General features: G+C 68.6%; 18 protein-coding genes. 12 read left to right on the forward strand and 6 right to left on the reverse strand.

The genetic code is table 11. From position 1 onward, the window contains the following. Positions 1-14: 14 nt before the first annotated feature. The 3 genes from J0J10_RS14945 to J0J10_RS14955 all read right to left on the reverse strand — a co-directional run bounded on the left by J0J10_RS14945 (position 15) and on the right by J0J10_RS14955 (position 4,954). Positions 15-2,834: a DUF4159 domain-containing protein gene (locus tag J0J10_RS14945; RefSeq protein WP_291647345.1), complete on the reverse strand. Its 2,820-nt coding sequence runs from the start codon at positions 2,832-2,834 to the stop codon at positions 15-17. A 166-nt stretch (positions 2,835-3,000) separates the two neighbouring features. After that, the gene (locus tag J0J10_RS14950; protein ID WP_291633286.1) at positions 3,001-3,915 is read right to left on the reverse strand and encodes a DUF58 domain-containing protein; all 915 of its coding nucleotides are present in this window, start codon (positions 3,913-3,915) and stop codon (positions 3,001-3,003) included. Positions 3,916-3,925: 10 nt separating this feature from the next. Continuing rightward, complete coding sequence (locus tag J0J10_RS14955; protein WP_291633288.1) at positions 3,926-4,954, reverse strand: AAA family ATPase; 1,029 nt, start codon at positions 4,952-4,954, stop codon at positions 3,926-3,928. Positions 4,955-5,138: 184 nt separating this feature from the next. Here J0J10_RS14955 and J0J10_RS14960 point away from each other — a divergent pair, with 184 nt between their 5' ends. The 4 genes from J0J10_RS14960 (at position 5,139) to J0J10_RS14975 (ending at position 7,952) form a co-directional block, all read left to right on the forward strand. Further along, positions 5,139-5,720: a DUF1285 domain-containing protein gene (locus J0J10_RS14960; RefSeq protein WP_291647248.1), complete on the forward strand. Its 582-nt coding sequence runs from the start codon at positions 5,139-5,141 to the stop codon at positions 5,718-5,720. Continuing rightward, positions 5,720-6,397, forward strand: a complete 678-nt coding sequence (locus J0J10_RS14965; protein WP_291633292.1) for a CoA pyrophosphatase — start codon at positions 5,720-5,722, stop codon at positions 6,395-6,397. Before J0J10_RS14960 ends, J0J10_RS14965 begins: the two co-directional genes overlap by 1 nt. A 72-nt stretch (positions 6,398-6,469) precedes the next feature. Further along, the gene (locus J0J10_RS14970; protein WP_291633294.1) at positions 6,470-6,736 is read left to right on the forward strand and encodes a DUF6111 family protein; all 267 of its coding nucleotides are present in this window, start codon (positions 6,470-6,472) and stop codon (positions 6,734-6,736) included. Continuing rightward, positions 6,723-7,952 (forward strand): CCA tRNA nucleotidyltransferase, encoded by a 1,230-nt coding sequence (locus J0J10_RS14975; RefSeq protein ID WP_291647249.1) that lies wholly within the window; start codon positions 6,723-6,725, stop codon positions 7,950-7,952. Before J0J10_RS14970 ends, J0J10_RS14975 begins: the two co-directional genes overlap by 14 nt. A 39-nt stretch (positions 7,953-7,991) precedes the next feature. Here J0J10_RS14975 and J0J10_RS14980 read toward each other — a convergent pair whose 3' ends face one another. From J0J10_RS14980 to J0J10_RS14990, 3 genes are read right to left on the reverse strand one after another with little or no spacing between them, the layout of a single operon-like run. Continuing rightward, the gene (locus J0J10_RS14980) at positions 7,992-8,420 is read right to left on the reverse strand and encodes a GNAT family N-acetyltransferase (RefSeq protein WP_291647250.1); all 429 of its coding nucleotides are present in this window, start codon (positions 8,418-8,420) and stop codon (positions 7,992-7,994) included. A 32-nt stretch (positions 8,421-8,452) separates the two neighbouring features. After that, positions 8,453-9,376: an oxygen-dependent coproporphyrinogen oxidase gene (gene hemF / locus J0J10_RS14985; RefSeq protein ID WP_291633299.1), complete on the reverse strand. Its 924-nt coding sequence runs from the start codon at positions 9,374-9,376 to the stop codon at positions 8,453-8,455. Positions 9,377-9,397: 21 nt separating this feature from the next. Beyond that, positions 9,398-9,868 carry a tRNA (cytidine(34)-2'-O)-methyltransferase gene (locus J0J10_RS14990; RefSeq protein WP_291647251.1) on the reverse strand — a complete coding sequence of 157 codons (471 nt, stop codon included), beginning with the start codon at positions 9,866-9,868 and terminating at the stop codon, positions 9,398-9,400. A 133-nt stretch (positions 9,869-10,001) separates the two neighbouring features. Here J0J10_RS14990 and J0J10_RS14995 point away from each other — a divergent pair, with 133 nt between their 5' ends. The 8 genes from J0J10_RS14995 to J0J10_RS15030 all read left to right on the forward strand — a co-directional run bounded on the left by J0J10_RS14995 (position 10,002) and on the right by J0J10_RS15030 (position 18,360). After that, positions 10,002-11,867: an ABC transporter ATP-binding protein gene (locus tag J0J10_RS14995; RefSeq protein ID WP_291647252.1), complete on the forward strand. Its 1,866-nt coding sequence runs from the start codon at positions 10,002-10,004 to the stop codon at positions 11,865-11,867. A gap of 193 nt (positions 11,868-12,060) precedes the next feature. Next, positions 12,061-12,612 carry a ubiquinol-cytochrome c reductase iron-sulfur subunit gene (gene petA / locus J0J10_RS15000; RefSeq protein ID WP_291633305.1) on the forward strand — a complete coding sequence of 184 codons (552 nt, stop codon included), beginning with the start codon at positions 12,061-12,063 and terminating at the stop codon, positions 12,610-12,612. Between the two features lie 60 nt (positions 12,613-12,672). Continuing rightward, positions 12,673-13,956, forward strand: a complete 1,284-nt coding sequence (locus J0J10_RS15005) for a cytochrome b (RefSeq protein ID WP_291633307.1) — start codon at positions 12,673-12,675, stop codon at positions 13,954-13,956. Positions 13,957-13,969: 13 nt separating this feature from the next. After that, entirely contained in the window at positions 13,970-14,836 is an 867-nt protein-coding gene (locus J0J10_RS15010) for a cytochrome c1 (RefSeq protein WP_291633309.1), read from the forward strand. A 203-nt stretch (positions 14,837-15,039) separates the two neighbouring features. Further along, positions 15,040-15,921, forward strand: coding sequence for an S-methyl-5'-thioadenosine phosphorylase (locus J0J10_RS15015; protein ID WP_291647253.1), 882 nt, complete (start codon positions 15,040-15,042; stop codon positions 15,919-15,921). 135 nt (positions 15,922-16,056) lie between these two features. Continuing rightward, positions 16,057-16,602, forward strand: a complete 546-nt coding sequence (locus J0J10_RS15020) for an adenine phosphoribosyltransferase (RefSeq protein WP_291633313.1) — start codon at positions 16,057-16,059, stop codon at positions 16,600-16,602. A 7-nt stretch (positions 16,603-16,609) separates the two neighbouring features. Continuing rightward, a complete protein-coding gene (gene mtnA, locus J0J10_RS15025) occupies positions 16,610-17,719 on the forward strand; it encodes an S-methyl-5-thioribose-1-phosphate isomerase (protein ID WP_291647254.1) in 1,110 nt (369 codons plus the stop codon). After that, positions 17,716-18,360 (forward strand): class II aldolase/adducin family protein, encoded by a 645-nt coding sequence (locus J0J10_RS15030; RefSeq protein WP_291647255.1) that lies wholly within the window; start codon positions 17,716-17,718, stop codon positions 18,358-18,360. Before mtnA ends, J0J10_RS15030 begins: the two co-directional genes overlap by 4 nt. Positions 18,361-18,406 lie beyond the last annotated feature (46 nt).

Genomic DNA, 18,406 nt, shown 5'->3' on the forward strand with positions numbered 1-18,406 from the left:
GCCGGTCCGCCGCATCACTGGCCCAGCCTTTCCAGCAGGGCCGGGACATGGACCTGATCGGCCTTGTAGTTGCCGGTGAGGGCGTACATCACGAGGTTGACGCCGGCGCGCAGCGCCATTTCGCGCTGGCGCGGATCGGAACCCGACATCGGGACGAGCGCCTCGCCGCGCCGGCCGACGGCCCAGGCCGAGGCGAGATCGTTCGAGGTGATGACGATCGGCGAGACGCTGTCGCCCGCGCGGGCCGGGCGCCGGCCGTCCTCACCCGCGGGCGGCAGGATCTCGACCCAGGTCGTGCCGGTATCGTAGCGGCCGACGAAATTATCGAGGATGTAGAAGGTCTTGGTCAGGACGTGGTCGCGCGGGATCGGCTCCAGCTCCGGGATGTCGAGGGTCTGGAGCATGCGGCGGAGCTGGTCGCCCTCGGGCGTCGCGCCGCCGCCGGGCCGGGCGCTCATCGCGTCGCGCGTGTCGAAGATCACGAGGCCGCCGCCCTTCATATAGGCTTCGAGTTTGCGCAGGGTCTCGGCCGAGGGGATCGGCCGGCCGGCGACGACCGGCCAGTACAGGATCGGGAAGAAGGCGAGCTCGTCGCGGGCGATGTCGACGCCGACCGCCTCGCCCGGTTCGAGCGCGGTGCGGGCGCCGAGCACGATGTTGAGGCCGGCCAGCCCGGCCTTCGACATCTCGTCGACCGATTTGTCGCCGGTGACGACATAGGCGAGGCGCGTCACCGCGCCGGCGGCGAAGAGTTCGCGCGGGATCGGCGGGCGCTGGTCGGCCGGCGCCGCGGGGACCGGGGCGGGCTGTTGCGCCTGCAGAGGCTGGGGCAGGGCGAGCAGGCCGAAGCCGAGGGCGAGCAGGAGAGTGACCGGCGCGGCGCGGCGGCGCGCGATATTGAGCCGGCCGCCGAGCCAGAGCGTTGCCAGCGTGTCGATGACGAGTAGAACCAGCGCCAGCACGAGGAGCAGCGGCCTGATGTCCTTGGCGACCGGCTGGTCGACCGGCAGCAACGGTGCGCCGAGGGAGGCGAGGTCGAGCGCGGCGAGATTGTCGGCCGGAACGAGCGTGTTCACGGCCATGGTTCCGTCGCTGGGTCCGTAGATACCGGGCGGATGCGCCAGGATGGCGCGGCCGGTGAAGCTGCGCGGCACCGGCTGGGCCGTCACCGGCGGGCTGCGGAAGGCGCCGAGCCCGTCGAGGACGCGGGTCGGGGACAGGGTCTCGATCCTGGCGTCGCCGGCCTGCGCCTCTGCGGCATCGGTGCCGGAGAGAGCGACGATCTTGCGCAGCATCTCGACGAACAGGCCCGAGAGCGGCAGGTTCGACCAGGTGGTGTCGGCGGTGACGTGCATCATCGCGAGCATGCCGTCGCCGCGGCGCTCGCCGGTGACGACCGGCGTGCCGTCCTCCAGAGCCGCCCAGGTCTTGCGGGCGAGGTCGGCCTCGGGCTCGGCTAGGATCTGGCGGCTGACGCGGATCTCGTCGCTGATCTGGGTGCCGAAGAAGGGGCTCTCGCGGTTGAACGGGGCGAGCTTGCGCGGTGTCTCCCAGGACAGGCCGCCGCCGAGCGTGCGGCCGCCGCGGCGCAGGCGCACCGGCGTCAGCTCGTCGGAAGCGGCGGCGAGGCGCGCGCCGGCGAAGCGCAGCAGCACGCCGCCGCGTTCGATGAAGGCGTTGACCTTGTCGGCGGTGTCGCGATCGAGCGCGCCGATATCGGCCAGTACCAGGACGGAGAGGTTCTGGGCCAGCAGCTCGCCGATCGGATCGATCGAGCCGGCGCGCGGCTCGCGGATCTCGGCGAAGGGCGAGAGCGCCCGTGAGACGTAATAGGTCGGTGAGAGCAGGGGCTGGGCGGTGTCGGCGGTGGTGCCGGAGACGATGCCGACGCGGCGGCGCTTGGCGCGGTCATCGAGCAAGGCGACGGCCCCGGAGCTGCGCTCGCCGGTGATCTCGAGCCGGGAGACGGCGTTGCGGACCTCTATCGGCAGGGTGAGCCGGGCGCTGGTCTGCAATTCGCTGGCGCCGAAGACGAAGGGCGCATCGCCGAGCGGCAGGCCCTTGAGGTCGAGCGCCCTGACCTGGCCACTGGCGGCGGCATTCAGGCTCGGACGCAGCACCTTGACGGTGAGCGCGCCGGCGAGATTCTCCGGCGCCGCCAGAGCGAGCTGGTCGGCCGGGCTGGTATGGATCGACAGGCGCCCCGCCGAGGCTTCCTGCCGCATCCTCGCGAGGAAATCTTCGTCGCCGCCGAGCCCGAGCCCGTCGGCGATCCAGACGGTCTCGGCCTGCGCCTGGGCCCGCCAGAAGGCTTCTAGGCGCTGGAGATGCGCGCCGCGATCGGGAGCATGAGGCTGCAGCGAGAAGGCGCGCAGGCGTTCGACCGCGGCGCGCGGCTCGGACAGCGCGATGTCGGCCGGGGCTTCGGCGAGGCCGACCAGCGCGACGGCGCGGCCGTCGCGGGCCGCGGCGGCGACGCGGTTCTCGGCGATGGCGAGCCGCTCGGTCCAGTCGGTCGCGGCACCGAAGCCATTGTCGATCACCAGCAGCAGCGGGCCGCGCAGGGCCGCGGTGTCGCGCACCGGATTCCAGACCGGGCCGGCGACGGCGAGGATCGCGAGCGCCGCCACGGTCATGCGCAGCGCCAGCAGCCACCAGGGCGTATGGGCCGGCATTTCGCGCTTGGCGACGAGGTCGCGCATGATCTTCAGCGGCGGGAAGTCGATCCGCCGCGGCCGGGGCGGCGTCACCCGCAGGATCAGCCAGAGCGCGGGCAGCAGAGCCAGCGCGATCAGGGCCAGCGGAGCGGAGAAGGCGATCGGCAGGGAGCTCAGCATGACCTGGCCCCCACGCAAGAGTTCGACCAACAGACCGCCGTCATCCTGGCCGGAGCGAAGCGTAGCGTCGGGACCCATCGTGGAGCTTGGTGCCCTTCGATGGATCCCGGGCCGGCCTTCGGTCGCCCAGGATGACGAAGAAGGTAATGACGAGCGCTCATGCTCATGACCCCACCCCTCGCGAAGCGGCGATCAGGCTGGCGATGCGCAGCACGCCCTCGCTGGCCGGCCGGTCGGTGCGGTGCAGGGTCAGGGTCCAGCCGGCATGGCGGCAGGCCTCGCGGATGGCGTCGCGATGTGCCTGCAGGCGCTGGCGATATTCCTCGCCCCAGGCGCCGGCATCGCCGACGCGCAGTGACAGCCCGTCCTCGAGATCGAAGAGTTCGGCCTGGCCGGAGAAGGGAAAGGTCTCCTCGATCGGGTCGACGATCAGCAGGAGGTGCCCCCTGGCGCCGCTGCTCGCCATGGTGGCGATGCGCCTGGCGAGACCTTCGGCCGGGGTGAGCGCGTCGGTGATCAGGATGGCTTCCGCGAGGCGCGGTAGCGGCTGGTCCGGCGGCAGATCGGCTTGCCCGCCATCCCTGTCTGCCAGGATCGCCTGCGCCAGGGTTTCGACGATGCGGCGCGAGGCCAGCGCCCGGGTCAGGCCCATATGGCCGACGCGCTCGCCACCCTCGACCAGCGCTTCGGCCAGCGCGAAGCCGGCGACGAGGGCGCGGTCGACCTTGCTGGCCTGGGCGAGCGAAGAGGAAAACCCCATCGAGGCCGAGCGGTCGATCCACAGCCAGATCGCGTGCGAGGCCTCCCATTCGCGCTCGCGCACGAAGAGATGGCCATCTCTGGCCGAACGGCGCCAGTCGATGCGCGAGGCGGATTCGCCGGTGACCAAAGGCCGATACTGCCAGAAGGTCTCGCCGGGGCCGGAGCGCCGGCGGCCATGGATGCCATGCACGCTGGCCGAGACCCGGCGCGCCTCGAGCACCAGCCGCGGCAGGCGGGCGGCGAGATCGAGCGAGGCCTTGAGGACCGCCCGGGCCGGCTGGCGTTCGGCCGGTCCGAGGACGCGCGTGCGCAGCATCAGCTTTTCCTCACCCCAGGCGCTCCACCAGCCTGGCGACGACGCTTTCGACGGTCTCGCCATCGGCTCGGGCGGCGAAGGTCAATGCGATGCGGTGCTTCAGCACCGGTCCCGCAAGGGCCGCGACATCGTCGATCGAGGGCGCGAGGCGGCCTTCGACCAGGGCGCGGGCGCGGGCGGCGAGCGTCAGCGCCTGGCTGGCGCGCGGGCCCGGACCCCAGGCGAGCTTGTCGGTGATCGCCTTGTCGCCATCGCCCGGGCGGGCCGAGCGGACGAGGTCGAGAATGGCGTCGACCACCGCCTCGCCGACCGGCAGGCGCCGCACCAGCCGCTGCGTCGACATCAGCGTCTCGGCGGTCATCGCCTGCACCGGCTTGTGCTCGGTCGCACCGGTGGTTTCGAGCAGGATGCGGCGTTCGGCCTCGCGATCGGGGTAGTCGACGTCGATCTGGAGTAGGAAGCGGTCGAGCTGCGCCTCGGGCAGCGGATAGGTGCCCTCCTGCTCGATCGGATTCTGGGTCGCGAGGACATGGAAGGGCGCCGGCAGATCATGGCGCTCACCGGCGACGGTGACATGATGCTCCTGCATCGCCTGGAGCAGCGCCGACTGGGTGCGCGGCGAGGCGCGGTTGATTTCGTCGGCCATCAGCAGCTGAGCGAAGACCGGGCCGCGGATGAAGCGGAAATGGCGCTTGCCGTCGGCGCTCTCGTCGAGGACCTCGGAGCCGAGAATGTCGGATGGCATCAGGTCCGGGGTAAACTGAACCCGGCGCGCCGAGAGGCCGAGCACCGTGCCCATCGCCTCGACGAGCTTGGTCTTGGCGAGGCCGGGCACGCCGACCAAGAGGCCGTGACCGCCGGCGAGCAGCGTGACCAGCGAGAGGTCGACGACCTTCTGCTGGCCGAAGATCACCTGGCCGATCTCGTCGCGGGCGGCGCCGATGGCGGCGAGGGCCGCCTCGGCCGCCTCGACGACACCGTCGTCGAGATTGATCGGGGCTCCAGCTTCCTGGGCTTGTGCGCGGGCTTGCGCCACCATGGCGATCTCCTTCAGCCTCGCCGCGGCGCGGCCATGAGGTGTAATCCAGAACTGTGGCCCCGGCGCGATGCCGGCTCAAGGGGCCTGAGAGCGGCGGTGCACAATAGTGCGCTTCACGATTATGTAGAGTTCAAGGCGAGAAGGCGATGCAACAAGCAGGCCGCAGGCAGGACATGGGTCACAGATGAGTGAGACGGGAAGCGCCATGGACCGGTTGCTGGGCGCGCTGGGCGGTGGAAAAGCGCGCGGACTACCGCCGGTGGAGCGCTGGAACCCGCCCTTCTGCGGTGATCTCGACATGCGCATCGCCAGCGACGGCACCTGGTTCTACCTGGGCACGCCGATCGGCCGACCGGCTCTGGTCAGGCTCTTCTCCTCGGTGCTCTGGCGCGAGGGCGGCGATTACTTTCTCGTGACCCCGGTCGAGAAAGTCGGAATCAAGGTCGAGGATGCGCCGTTCCAGGCGGTCGAGATGGCGGTCTCGGGCGACGCGGACGGGCGCAGTATCGCTTTCAGGACGCAGGTCGACGAGGTCGTGAGCGTCGATGCCAAGCACCCGATTCGTTTCGAACGCTCTGCCGGCGACGGGGTGAAGCCCTATGTCCATGTCCGGCGCGACCTCTGGGCGCGTGTGACGCGGGCCCTGACCTATGACCTGCTGGCGCTCGGCGAGATCCGGGAGGTCGACGGCGTCGCGCAGTTCGGCATCGCGGTCGCCGGGGCGTTCTACGTGGTCGCTCCGGCGAGCGAGATCGAGGGACTGTGATGCCGGTTTCGGGGCGGCTGCTGCGGCAGGGGCAGGATTGGGATTTCTCCGACATCGCCGACATTCTGGCGGGGCGGCTGCGCGCCCAGCCGCCGGCCTATGGCGATCTGATCGCCCGGCCGCGCGGCGACCATGACCTGCAGGAGGAGCCGGTCGAAATCCCCGACGAGGCGGCTGCGATCGAAGCGGCGGTGCTGATCCCGATCGTGCTGCATCCTGCCGGGCCGACCATGCTGCTGACGCAGAGGGCGACCGCGCTGCGCAATCATTCGGGACAGGTCGCCTTCCCCGGCGGGCGGGTGGATGCGGTCGACGGCTCGCCGCTAGTCGCGGCGCTGCGCGAGGCGGAAGAGGAGATCGGGCTGGCACGCGACAAGGTCCGCACCGTCGGCTATCTCGACGCCTATCTGACCGGCACCGGCTATCGTGTCGTGCCGGTGGTCGGGCTGGTCGAGCCGCCGCTTGTGCTGACGATCAATCCGCATGAGGTCGACGAGGCCTTCGAGACCCCGCTCTCCTTCCTGATGGACCCGGCCAATCACCAGCGTCATGGTCGCGAATGGAATGGGCGACGTCGCACCTACTATGCGATGCCGCATGAGGGTCACTATATCTGGGGCGCGACGGCGGGGATGATCCGCAATCTTTACGAGCGCCTCGCCGCCGGAGAGTCGTGAGAGGAGCATGATGCCGTTCGAGTATCGCAACCCCGCCTTCGGCATGGTGCTCTTGGGGATAGGTCACGCCTGATGCTGCGCACGCTGATCGAGGAGTTCCTGCTCTTCGTCCTGCCCTTCTGCCTGTTCGCGGGCTATCTCGTGATCCGGCGGCGTAATCCGTTCGATGTCGAGCATTGGAGCGGCCATCTGTTCTGGCTCTCGGTGGTCGGGCTCGTCTTCGGCATCGGCTCCTTCATCTATGCCGGTATCGTCGCGCCACGGCATACCGGTGCCTTCGTGCCGCCGCATGTCGAGGACGGCCGATTGGTGCCGGGCCAGTTCAATGACAAACCCTGAGCACGGCCGCCTCGCGCCGCTGCTGGCGCAGGAGGAGGTCGCGGCGCTGATGGCGACGCTGAACCGGGACGGCGAGGAGGCGCGCATCGTCGGCGGCGCGGTGCGCAATGCGCTGATCGGCGAAGAGGTGGCCGATATCGACGTCGCGACGACGGCGCTGCCGGAGGAAACCGTGCGCCGCGCCAAGGCGGCCGGCTTCAAGCCGGTGCCAACCGGGATCGAGCACGGCACGATCACCGTCGTCGTCGCCGGCATGCCTTTCGAGGTCACGACGCTGCGCCGCGATGTCGAGACCGATGGGCGCCGTGCCGTCGTCGCCTTCGGCCGCGATTTCCGGCAGGACGCGCTCAGGCGCGATTTTACCATCAACGCGCTCGGCCTCGATGCGGGGGGCGGGCTGCACGACTATGCCGACGGGCTGGCCGATCTTTCGCTGCGAAAGGTGCGTTTCATCGGCGCAGCGGGGCAACGCATCGCGGAGGATTACCTGCGCATCCTGCGCTTCTTCCGTTTCCATGCCCGCTACGGTGGCGGCGAGCCGGATCGGGTGGCGCTCGATGCCTGCATCGCTGGGCGCGCGGGGCTGGAGGGGCTGTCGCGCGAGCGGGTCTGGGCGGAACTGCGCAAGCTGCTGGCCGCGCCGCGTGCTGCAGAAACCCTGCAGGTGATGGCAGGCGCCGGGCTGCTGATGCCGGTGATCGGCGGCGTGCCCCGTCTCTCGCGCTTCGCAGCGATCGCCGGGGAGGCGGGGGAGGGCGTCTACCCGGCCTTCCGGCTGGCGGCGCTGGCGGTCTCCGTTATCGAGGATACGCTCCGGCTGCGCGAGCGGCTGCGGCTGTCGAATGCCGAGTTCGAGCGGATTTCAAGCATCGCCGCGGCGTTGGAGGCGCTGTCCGGCAAGGGCGCGCTGCCGGAGATCGCGGGCCTGCGCCGCCTGGCTCACCGCATCGGAGCCGATGCCGTCGCGGGCGGGCTGGTGCTGCTGGGCCCCGACGGCACGTCGACTGAAATTCAAGCGCGGATCGCCGAACTGGCTCGGACGCCGCCTTTCCTGCCGACCGGCAAGGAGGTGCTGGCGCTCGGTGTCGGAGCCGGCCCGAAGGTCGGACAGGTGCTCGAGGCGGCGCGCGAGGCCTGGATCGAGGCAGGCTGCCCGGCGGGGCGGGAGGCGCAATCGCGGATGCTGGGCGAGGCCGCCGCTGGGGCGAATCGCTGACCGGCAGGTCTTGGAACGGTCCTTGGAACGGTCCGGTGCTCAGGCGACCTCCTTCATCCCCGCGCGCTCGTAGAGCCGCCTCGCACCCGTCGGGTTGTCGAGCTCGACCTTGAGGTCGACGGCATCGGCGCCGCGGGCGGCAAAGGTGGTGAAGACCTGTCGGAGGAGGGCCTCCCCGAGACCCTGCCGTCGCGCCGAGGGATGGACCACCAGGTCCTTGATGAAGGCCGAGCTCCAGCATAGGCAGATCGCGGCGACGGCATCGCCGGTGCCGCGGACGACGAAGACCAGGGCCGGATCGAAATCGCTGTCGGCCAGGAGGGCGGCCCGCCAATCCTCGAACGGAGGGACATGGCTGCCGCCGAGGCCGTAGCCGAGCGTCAGCAGGTCATGAAGCAGCGGCAGGTCGGCGGTCGCGAACGGCGCGAGGCGATATCCCGCAGGCCAGATCGGAGCCGGTACAGGCATCGCCAGATCGCGCCGCATGCGGACCCATGGCTTCACGGCCAGCGCACCGTCGGCGGCAGCGAAGACAGGATCGAATCGACATTGCCGCCGGTCTTCAGGCCGAAGATCGTGCCGCGATCGTGGAGCAGGTTGAACTCGACATAGCGGCCGCGGCGGACCTGCTGCTCATGCCGGTCGGCCTCGGTCCAGGGCGTGCCGAGATTGGCGCGCATGATCTTCGGGTAGATGTCGAGGAAGGCCTCGCCGACGGCGCGGGTGAAGGCTAGGTCGGCCTCCGGCTCGCCGCTCCAGACATAGTCGTAGAAGATGCCGCCGATGCCGCGCGGCTCGTTGCGATGCTTCAGGAAGAAGTATTCGTCGCACCAGGCCTTGAAGCGGGCATAGTCGGCGACGCCGGCATGGGCCTCGCAAGGCACCCGCATCGCGGCGTGGAAGGCCTGCGCGTCCGGGTCGTCCTGCTCGCGGCGGCGCACCAGCACCGGCGTCAGGTCGGCGCCGCCGCCGAACCAGGGCTTGGTCGTCACGACGAAGCGGGTGTTCATGTGCACGGTCGGCGCGTGCGGATTCCAGGGATGGGCGATCAGCGAGATGCCGGTCGCATGAAAGCGCGGATCCTCGGCCGAGCCCGGGATCTGGCCGGCGAATTCCGGCGCGAAGGTGCCATGCACGGTCGAGACGTGGACGCCGACCTTCTCGAAGACGCGCCCGCTCATCAATGACATCACGCCACCACCGCCGGGCGCGCCGTCATGGTTGCGACGCTGCCAGGGGGTGCGGACGAAGCGGCCGGGCGTCGCGGTCTCCGGCGGATAGGGGCCGACGGCCTCGTCCTCAAGCGCCTCGAAGGCGGCGCAGATGCGGTCGCGCAGGCTCTCGAACCAGGCGGCGGCACGCGGCTTCAGCGCCTCCACGGTGGCAGGGTCGAAGCTTTGGCTCGCGGTCTCTTGCTTGTGCATGTCTCTACTCGTTCGAACGCGTCAGGCCGCCGGGCCGGGATAGCCGCCAAGCTGCCGCAAGGCCTCGCCAACTAACAGCGCGGCAGCGATCGCGACATTGAGCGAACGCAAGCCCGGGCGCATCGGCACATGCACGCTGGCCTCGGCCGCCGCCGCGACCTCGGGCAGGACACCGGCCGATTCGCGCCCGACCAGGACGATATCGCCCGGCAGGAAGGCGAATTCGGTATGGGCGGTCGCGCCGTCCGTCTCGGCCAGCACGAGGCGGTGGCCGGCCTGGCGGCGCCAATTCTCGAAGGCGCCGAAGGAAATATGCCGCGTGATCGCGGCGCGCTCGAGGTAGTCCATGCCCGAGCGACGGAAATTGCGGTCCGAGACGTCGAAGGAGGCCGGCTCGACGATGTCGACGGCGATGCCGAGGCAGGCCGCCATGCGGATCATCGTGCCGGCGTTCTGCGGGATGTCGGGCTGGTAGAGGGCAAGGCGCAACATGGCCTGCGTCATGCGGCCGGCGCGCGGCGGGCGTCAAGCTGCGGTGTGGCCATGCTCTGGCCCTCGGCTGTCATGCGGCCCATATAGCAGGGCGTCATCATCACCAGCATGCCGGTCCGAGGAGGGCGGTTCCATGTTCGCCCCGCTGTTCCGGTTCCTCGAAAGCCGCGTCGACGTCTTCGAGCCCTTCGACGAGACCCGCACGCCGCCGCGCGGCGTCTTCCCCTTCATGTGGCACCACATCAAGGGCGTGAAGGGCTGGATGGCGCTGATCATGCTGACCGGCCTCGGTTTTTCCGGCATCGAGGCGGCGATGTATCTGATGGTCGGCTGGTTCGTCGACCTGCTGACCACGCAGTCGCCGCAGACGGTGTTCCGCGAGCATGGCTGGCTGCTCGCTGGCGCGGCCTTCCTCGTCGTCGTGGTGCGGCCGCTGATCTATTTCGCCAACCACGCCATCGTCGACCAGGTCGTGGTGCCGCAGATCACCAACCAGATCCGCTGGCGCAACCATGTCTACACGCTCGGCCACGCGCTCTCCTATTTCCAGAACGATTTCGCCGGCCGGCTCTCCGCGCGGGTGATCCAGGCCGGCCAGGCCATTCGCGGCGCCACCATCGAGGTGATCGACGATCTCTGGTACGCGTTGATCTTCGCCTCGGTGGCGATTGGCTTCTTCGGCTCGACCAGCCTCTGGCTCGCTTTGCCGGTGATCGTCTGGCTCGCGGCCTATGTCGCGCTGCTGGTCTATTTCGTGCCGCGCGCCAAGAAGCGCTCGGAGGCGAACTCGCTCGGCCGCTCGACCACGACCGGGCGCATCGTCGATGCCTACTCGAATATCCTCACGGTCAAGCTCTTCGCCCGCGCCGATGCCGAGCGCTCGGCGGTGCGCGATTCGCTGACGCGCTGGAACGATTCCTTCCTCAACCTGTCGCGGCTGATCACCGGGGTCAGCGTCATCCTGCAGACGATGAACAGCCTGCTCGTCGTGGTGACGGCCTGGCTGTGCCTGATGCTGTGGAGCCAGGGCGAAATGACGCCCGGGGCGGTGGCTGCGTCAATCGGTCTCGTCCTGCGCCTCGTCCAGATGTCGACCTGGCTGATCCACCTCGTGCGCGGCATCTTCGAGAACATCGGCTCGGTGCAGGAGAGCATGGAGACGATCGCCAAGCCGCACGATCTCAGCGACGCGCCGGACGCGAAGCCGCTGGCTGTCACTCAAGGCGCCGTGCACTTCGAGCACGTCCGCTTCAACTATGGCCGCAAGACGGGGCTGTTCGAGGATCTCGACCTCGCGATCGGCCCGGGCGAGAAGGTCGGCCTGGTCGGGCCGTCCGGGGCCGGCAAGTCGACCCTGGTCAACCTCCTGCTGCGACTCTACCCGCTGGAAAGCGGCCGCATCCTGATCGACGGGCAGGACATCGTCGGGGTCACGCAGGAATCGCTGCGGTCCCAGATCGGCATGGTGACGCAGGATAATTCGCTGCTGCACCGCTCGATCGGCGACAACATCGCCTATGGCAAGATCGGCGCGACGCAGGCCGAGATCGCCGAGGCGGCCCGGCGCGCCGCCGCCCATGACTTCGTGCTCGGCCTGACAGATCAGGACGGGCGCAAGGGCTTCGAATCGCGGGTCGGAGAGCGCGGCGTCAAGCTGTCCGGCGGCCAGCGCCAGCGCATCGCGATCGCCCGCGTGCTGCTCAAGGATGCACCGATCCTGATCCTGGACGAGGCGACTTCGGCCCTCGATTCGGAGGTCGAGGCCGAGATCCAGGCCCAGCTCGCCACGTTGATGGAAGGCAAGACGGTGATCGCGATCGCCCACCGGCTTTCGACGATCGCGGCGCTCGACCGGCTGATCGTGCTCGACAAGGGCAGAATCGTCGACAGCGGCAGCCATGCCGAGCTCGTCGCGCGCGGCGGCCTCTATGCCCGGCTCTGGGCGCGCCAGTCGGGCGGCTTCCTGGCGCTGGCGGACAGCGACGAAATTCCGGCCTGACCCAGCCGCACGGCAGAGATGCTGCAATGCGACGGGCTGCGGCGAGCGCGACAGTAGACTTCATCAAAACTGCATGCCAAAGAGCCCCGAGCCGACAAGCTGCCTCACGGCGGCCGAGGCTGGCGTTCGCATTGCGGGCGCCTGACATTTTGTTTGAGCCGGCAGGGCCGGCGGCCGAGTAGGGAACTGGATCGTGGCGCACGCGACCGAGACGACAGGCACCGAGACCACCCGCCGCGACTTCCTGATGCTGGCGACCGGGGCTGCAGGCATTGTTGGAGCCGGCGCCGTGCTGGTGCCGCTGATCAGCCAGCTCGCCCCCGACGCGCAGACTGTCGCCGCCGGCGCACCTATCGACCTCGACCTTTCGCCGATCGCGGAAGGCCAGGCGATCAAGCTGTTCTGGCGCGGCAAGCTGATCTTCGTGCGTCACCGCACCAAGAAGGAGATCGACGAGGCGCGCGCGGTCAACGTCGCGACCCTGCCCGATCCGCAGACCGACCAGGCCCGGGTCAAGGAAGGCCATGAGCAGTTCCTCGTGGTCTACGGCAACTGCACCCATCTCGGCTGCGTGCCGCTCGGCAATGCGCCCGGCGACAACAAGGGCGATTACGATGGCTGGTTCTGCCCCTGCCACGGCTCGCATTACGATTCGTCGGGCCGCATCCGGAAGGGGCCTGCGCCGCTCAATCTTCCGGTCCCGCCCTACGCATTCACGGCGGACGCCAAGATCAGGATCGGCTGAGCCTGCGTAATCGGGCGAGGACGGCATTCAGCGGATTTGAGAGAGCTTGAGGCAAGCAGCATGAGCGGTCACAGCACCTATCAACCGAAGACGGGTATCGAGCGTTGGCTCGACGCGCGCCTGCCGATCGTGCGGCTGATGCACGATTCGGCGGTGTCCTATCCGGTGCCGCGCAACCTCAACTATCTCTGGACCTTCGGCGGCATCCTGATGTTCATGCTGGTGGCGCAGATCGTCACCGGCATCATCCTGGTGATGCACTACACCCCGCATGCCAGCATGGCCTTCAACTCCGTCGAGCACATCATGCGCGACGTGAACTATGGCTGGCTGCTGCGCTACCTGCACTCCAACGGCGCCTCGATGTTCTTCGTCGCCGTCTACATCCACATCTTCCGTGGTCTCTATTACGGCTCGTACAAGGCGCCGCGCGAGGTCCTCTGGATCCTCGGCGTCGTGATCTTCCTGCTGATGATGGCCACCGCCTTCATGGGCTACGTCCTGCCCTGGGGCCAGATGTCCTTCTGGGGCGCGACCGTCATCACCAACCTGTTCTCGGCCCTGCCGGTGATCGGCGAGACGATCGTCACCTTCCTGTGGGGCGGCTACTCGGTCGACAACCCGACGCTGAACCGCTTCTTCTCGCTGCACTATCTCCTGCCGTTCATGATCTTCGGCGTGGTGATCCTGCACGTCTGGGCGCTGCACCATGTCGGCCAGAACAACCCGACCGGTGTCGAGGTGAAGAACGTCGCCAAGGACACGGTGCCGTTCACGCCCTACGCGACGATCAAGGACCTGTTCGGCATGGTCTGCTTCATCTTCGTGTTCGCCTATTTCGTGTTCTACCAGCCGAACTTCATGGGGCACGCCGACAACTACATCCCGGCGAACCCGGCGGCGACGCCTGCCCACATCGTGCCGGAATGGTATTTCCTGCCCTTCTACGCGATCCTGCGCGCCATCCCGGACAAGCTCGGCGGCGTTCTCGCCATGGGTGCGGCCATCGTCGTCCTCGCCTTCCTGCCCTGGATCGACACCTCGAAGATCAAGTCGATGACCTATCGTCCGATCGCCCGTCAGTTCTTCTGGGCGTTCCTCGTGGTCTGCATCGCGCTCGGCTATCTCGGCGCCATGCCGGCGGAAGGCGGCTACGTCATCGCCTCGCAGATCTTCACCGTGCTCTATTTCGGCTACTTCGTCGCGCTGGCTCTGATCGGCATCTTCGAGCGGCCGCGGCCCCTGCCGGCTTCCATCGCGGACTCGGTGCTGGAAAACATCAAGAGTGGCTCCGGCGCGCGCCTCGGTGCCGCCACCGCCTCCGAACCGAACGCCAAGGGTTGATGAGACCATGCGCATGATCCCTTTCCGTCTCACGATCGCAGCTGGCCTCGCCGTCATGGCGCTGGCCGGCCCGGCCTTCGGCGCCGGCGACCGCATCAAGCCGCCGGCCGAGACCTGGTCCTTCTCCGGTCCCTTCGGCAGGTTCGATCAGGCCCAGCTCCAGCGCGGCTTCAAGGTCGTCAAGGAAGTCTGCGCCAGCTGCCACTCGATGAACCTGATCCGGTTCCGCAACCTGTCGCAGCCGGGCGGCCCGGGCTTCACCGCATCGCAGGTCGCGGCGCTGGCCCAGACCTACCAGATCAAGGACGGCCCGAACGATGCGGGCGAGATGTTCGAGCGGCCCGGCCGGGCGGCGGACGCCTTCCCGGCGCCCTTCCCGAACGAGCAGGCGGCCCGCGCCGCGAGCGGCGGCGCCTTTCCGCCGGACCTCTCGGTCCTGGCCAAGGCGCGTACCTATGAGCGCGGCTTCCCCTGGTTCGTCTTCGACATCTTCACGCAGTACCAGGAGCAGGGGCCGGACTACATCACGGCGCTGCTGCGGGGCTATACCGAGCCGCCGGCCGGCCACGCGCCACTGCTGCCGGGCCAGTACTTCAACACCTATATGCCCGGCCATCTGATCGCGATGCCGCAGCCGCTCAATGACGGCCAGGTCGAGTATCCGAAGGGGCCGGACGGCAAGCCGCAGGTGCCGGAGACGGTGGCGCAATACGCCAAGGACGTCTCGGCCTTCCTGGTCTGGACGGCCGAGCCGCATCTCGAGGCGCGTAAGCGCATCGGCATGCAGGTCATGCTGTTCCTGATCATCTTCGCGGGCCTGCTCTACTACACCAAGAAGAAGGTCTGGTCGCGCCTGCCCGAGCACGCCTCGTCGCACTGAGCGAGACCTGAGTTGAAAAGGGCCCCGGCGACGGGGCCCTTTTTGTTATTGGGGGCTTCGGTCATTTCTGAGCGCCGCGAAGCGGCGCGCCCGGAATGACGGCGCGGCTCCACCGCCCGGGACGACGCGTTTGCTCGAACGCGCCACCGTGTTGCGGCTGTCACGAATCTCGATCCTTATCCGGCAAGCATCGGAGAGTGGACATGGCTGAAGCGGTTCTGGGAATCATCGGTGGGTCGGGCATTTACGACCTGCCGGGGCTGACCGATCTGCGCGAGGAGCGCATCGACAGCCCCTGGGGCGAGCCTTCCGACGTGCTCCGCATCGGGCGGATGGGAGAGACGAGGATCGTCTTCCTGCCGCGCCATGGCCGCGGCCATGCGATCCCGCCCTCCGAGATCAATTACCGCGCCAATATCGATGTGCTGAAGCGCGCCGGCGTCACCGATCTGGTTTCGCTCTCGGCCTGCGGCTCCTACAAGGCCGAGCTCTATCCCGGCCTGTTCGTGCTGGTCGACCAGTTCGTCGACCGCACGGCCGGACGTCAGAACTCGTTCTTCGGCCGGGGCTGCGTCGCCCATGTCTCGCTGGCGCATCCCGTCGGCCCGGCGCTGCGCCAGCGGATAGCCGATGCGGCGCGAGCCGAGGCGCTGCCTTTCGTCGATGGCGGCACGCTCGTCACCATGGAAGGCCCGCAATTCTCGACCTATGCGGAATCGCTGACCTATAAAGGCCTCGGCTACGATCTGATCGGCATGACGGCGATGCCCGAGGCCAAGCTCGCCCGCGAGGCCGAGATCACCTATGCGACCGTCGCGATGGTGACCGATTACGATTGCTGGCACGAGGAGCACGGCGCGGTCGACGTCGCCTCGGTGATCGCGGTGCTGCACGAGAACGCCGACAAGGCGCGCCGGCTGGTGGCGCGGCTCGCCGCGGATTTTCCGGCCGAACGTCAGCCCTGTCCCGTCGGCTCGGACAAGGCGCTCGACTTCGCTCTGATCACGGCGCCGGCGTTCCGCGACCCCGCTTTGCTCGCCAAGCTCGATGCCGTGGCGGGGCGGGTGCTGCGGCCGCTCGGCTGAGTTCCGCCTGCCTCAGGTGCACGCGCGGCCGGATTCGTCTCACACGGACGAGCAGGGCGGGGCTCATGCGGAAACAGGTTCCCACCGCTTCGCCTCCTGCTCTAAGAGGAGGCAGCGCAGCCGATGGAAGACCCGATGGACCGGACCCTTTTTGCCGATCTCAAGAACGCGATCCGGACCATACCCGACTATCCCAGGCCGGGAATCCTGTTCCGAGACATTACAACGCTGCTCGGTGATGCGCGCGCCTTCCGGCGGGCGGTCGACGAGTTGGTGCAGCCCTTCGCCGGGCTGAAGATCGCCAAGATCGCCGGCATCGAGGCGCGCGGCTTCATTCTCGGCGGAGCGGTGGCGCACCAGCTCTCGGCCGGCTTCGTGCCGGTGCGCAAGAAGGGCAAGCTGCCGCACCAGACCGTGAGCATGCCCTATTCGCTGGAGTATGGCAGCGACGAGATCGAGGTCCACAAGGACGCGGTCCGGCCGGGCGAGCGCGTGCTGCTCGTCGACGATCTCGTCGCGACCGGCGGCACGGCGGAGGGCGCGGTCAAGCTGCTCTCCTCGCTGGGAGCAGAGGTCGTGGCCGCCTGCTTCATCGTCGACCTGCCGGATCTCGGCGGTGCCGACAAGGTCCGCCGTCTCGGCGTGCCGGTGCGCACACTGGTCTCCTTCGAAGGGCACTGAGGCGGGCATGAAGATCGCTGGAAAAGCCTATCGCACGATCTGGCTGGGCGAGGATGGCTGGAGCGTCGTGGTCATCGACCAGACCAGGCTGCCTTTCAGCTTCGAGACGGTCCGGCTGACGCAGGTCGAGGAGGCGGCTGCAGCGATCCGCGACATGATCGTGCGGGGCGCCCCGCTGATCGGTGCGACCGCCGCCTATGGTGTGGCGCTCGCCCTGCGGGGCGATAGCTCAGATGCCGCGCTGGAACAGGCGCTCGCTTTGCTGGGGGCGACGCGTCCGACCGCGGTCAACCTGCACTGGGCGCTGGCGCGGATGCGGACGCGGCTGATCGACCTGCCGGAGACGGAGCGGGTCGCGGCCGCCTATGCCGAGGCCGCAGCGATCTGCGACGAGGACGTCGCGCTCTGCCGTGCCATCGGCGAGCATGGCCTCGGGCTGATCCGCGCCATCGCTGCCGGCAAGCCGGCTGGCGAGCGGACCAATATCCTGACGCATTGCAATGCCGGCTGGCTCGCCACCGTCGACTGGGGCACGGCGCTGGCGCCGATCTATCTCGCGCATGATGCGGGCATCCCGGTGCATGTCTGGGTCGACGAGACACGGCCGCGCAATCAGGGCGCGGCGCTGAGCGCCTATGAGCTTGGAGCGCATGGCGTGCCGCATACGGTGATCTCCGATAATGCCGGCGGCCATCTGATGCAGCATGGCGAGGTCGATATGGTGATCGTCGGCACCGACCGGACGACGGCGACCGGCGATGTCGCCAACAAGATCGGCACCTATCTCAAGGCGCTGGCCGCGCATGACAACGGCGTGCCGTTCTATGTCGCGCTGCCCTCGCCGACGATCGACTGGTCGCTCAGCGACGGGCTCGCCGAGATCCCGATCGAGGAACGCGCGGCCGGCGAGGTCACGCATCTGCGCGGACTGGGCGCCGATGGCCGTCCGGGGCTCTTCCAGGTCACGGCGCCGGGTAGCCCGGCGGCCAACCCGGCCTTCGACGTTACGCCGGCCCGGCTCGTCACCGGCCTCGTCACCGAGCGCGGCGTCGCGCCGGCGAGCTTCGAGGGGCTGAGCCGGCTTTTCCCCGAATTGGCGCAGGAGCGCGTGAAATGACCGAGATCGAACTTCGCCAAGGGATCGTCGAGGTGGCGCAGGCGATCGACCGTGCCGGATTCTGCCCGTCGAAATCGGGCAATGTCTCGGCCCGCTTCGAAGGCGGGCTGCTGATCACGCCGTCTGGTCTGCCCTATGCGAAGACCAAGCCGCAGGATCTGCTCCATTTGACGCTGGACGGTACCGTGCTCTCCGGAGCGGGCAAGCCCTCCTCGGAATGGCCGTTCCATACCGAGATCTACAAGGCGCGCCCGGATGCGCAGGCGATCGTTCATACGCATTCGCCGCGCGCGACCGCGCTCGCCAGCGCTCGTCGCGGCATTCCGGCCTTCCATTACATGATCGCGCTCTGCGGCGGGGCCGATGTGCGCTGCGCCGAATACGCCACCTTCGGCACGCCTGAACTGGCGGCTAATGCGGTGAAGGGGCTGGAGGGCCGCAAGGCGGTGCTGCTCGCCAATCACGGGGTGATCGCGCTCGGTGGCAGCCTTGCTGGCGCCCACACCATCGTCGCCGAGGTCGAGAACCTCGCGGGGCAATATCTCGACCTGCTCGCGTCCGGGCTCGAACCGGTGATCCTCGATGCGGCCGAGATGGAGCGGGTCTCGGCGAAGTTCGCGGGTTACGGAAAGGTCGGATGATCTTAAGGGCGCATCTTACTGCTTGTTAAGGCCTCTTCTCTAATCA

Source organism: Allobosea sp., assembly GCF_017308075.1.
Classification (GTDB): domain Bacteria; phylum Pseudomonadota; class Alphaproteobacteria; order Rhizobiales; family Beijerinckiaceae; genus Allobosea.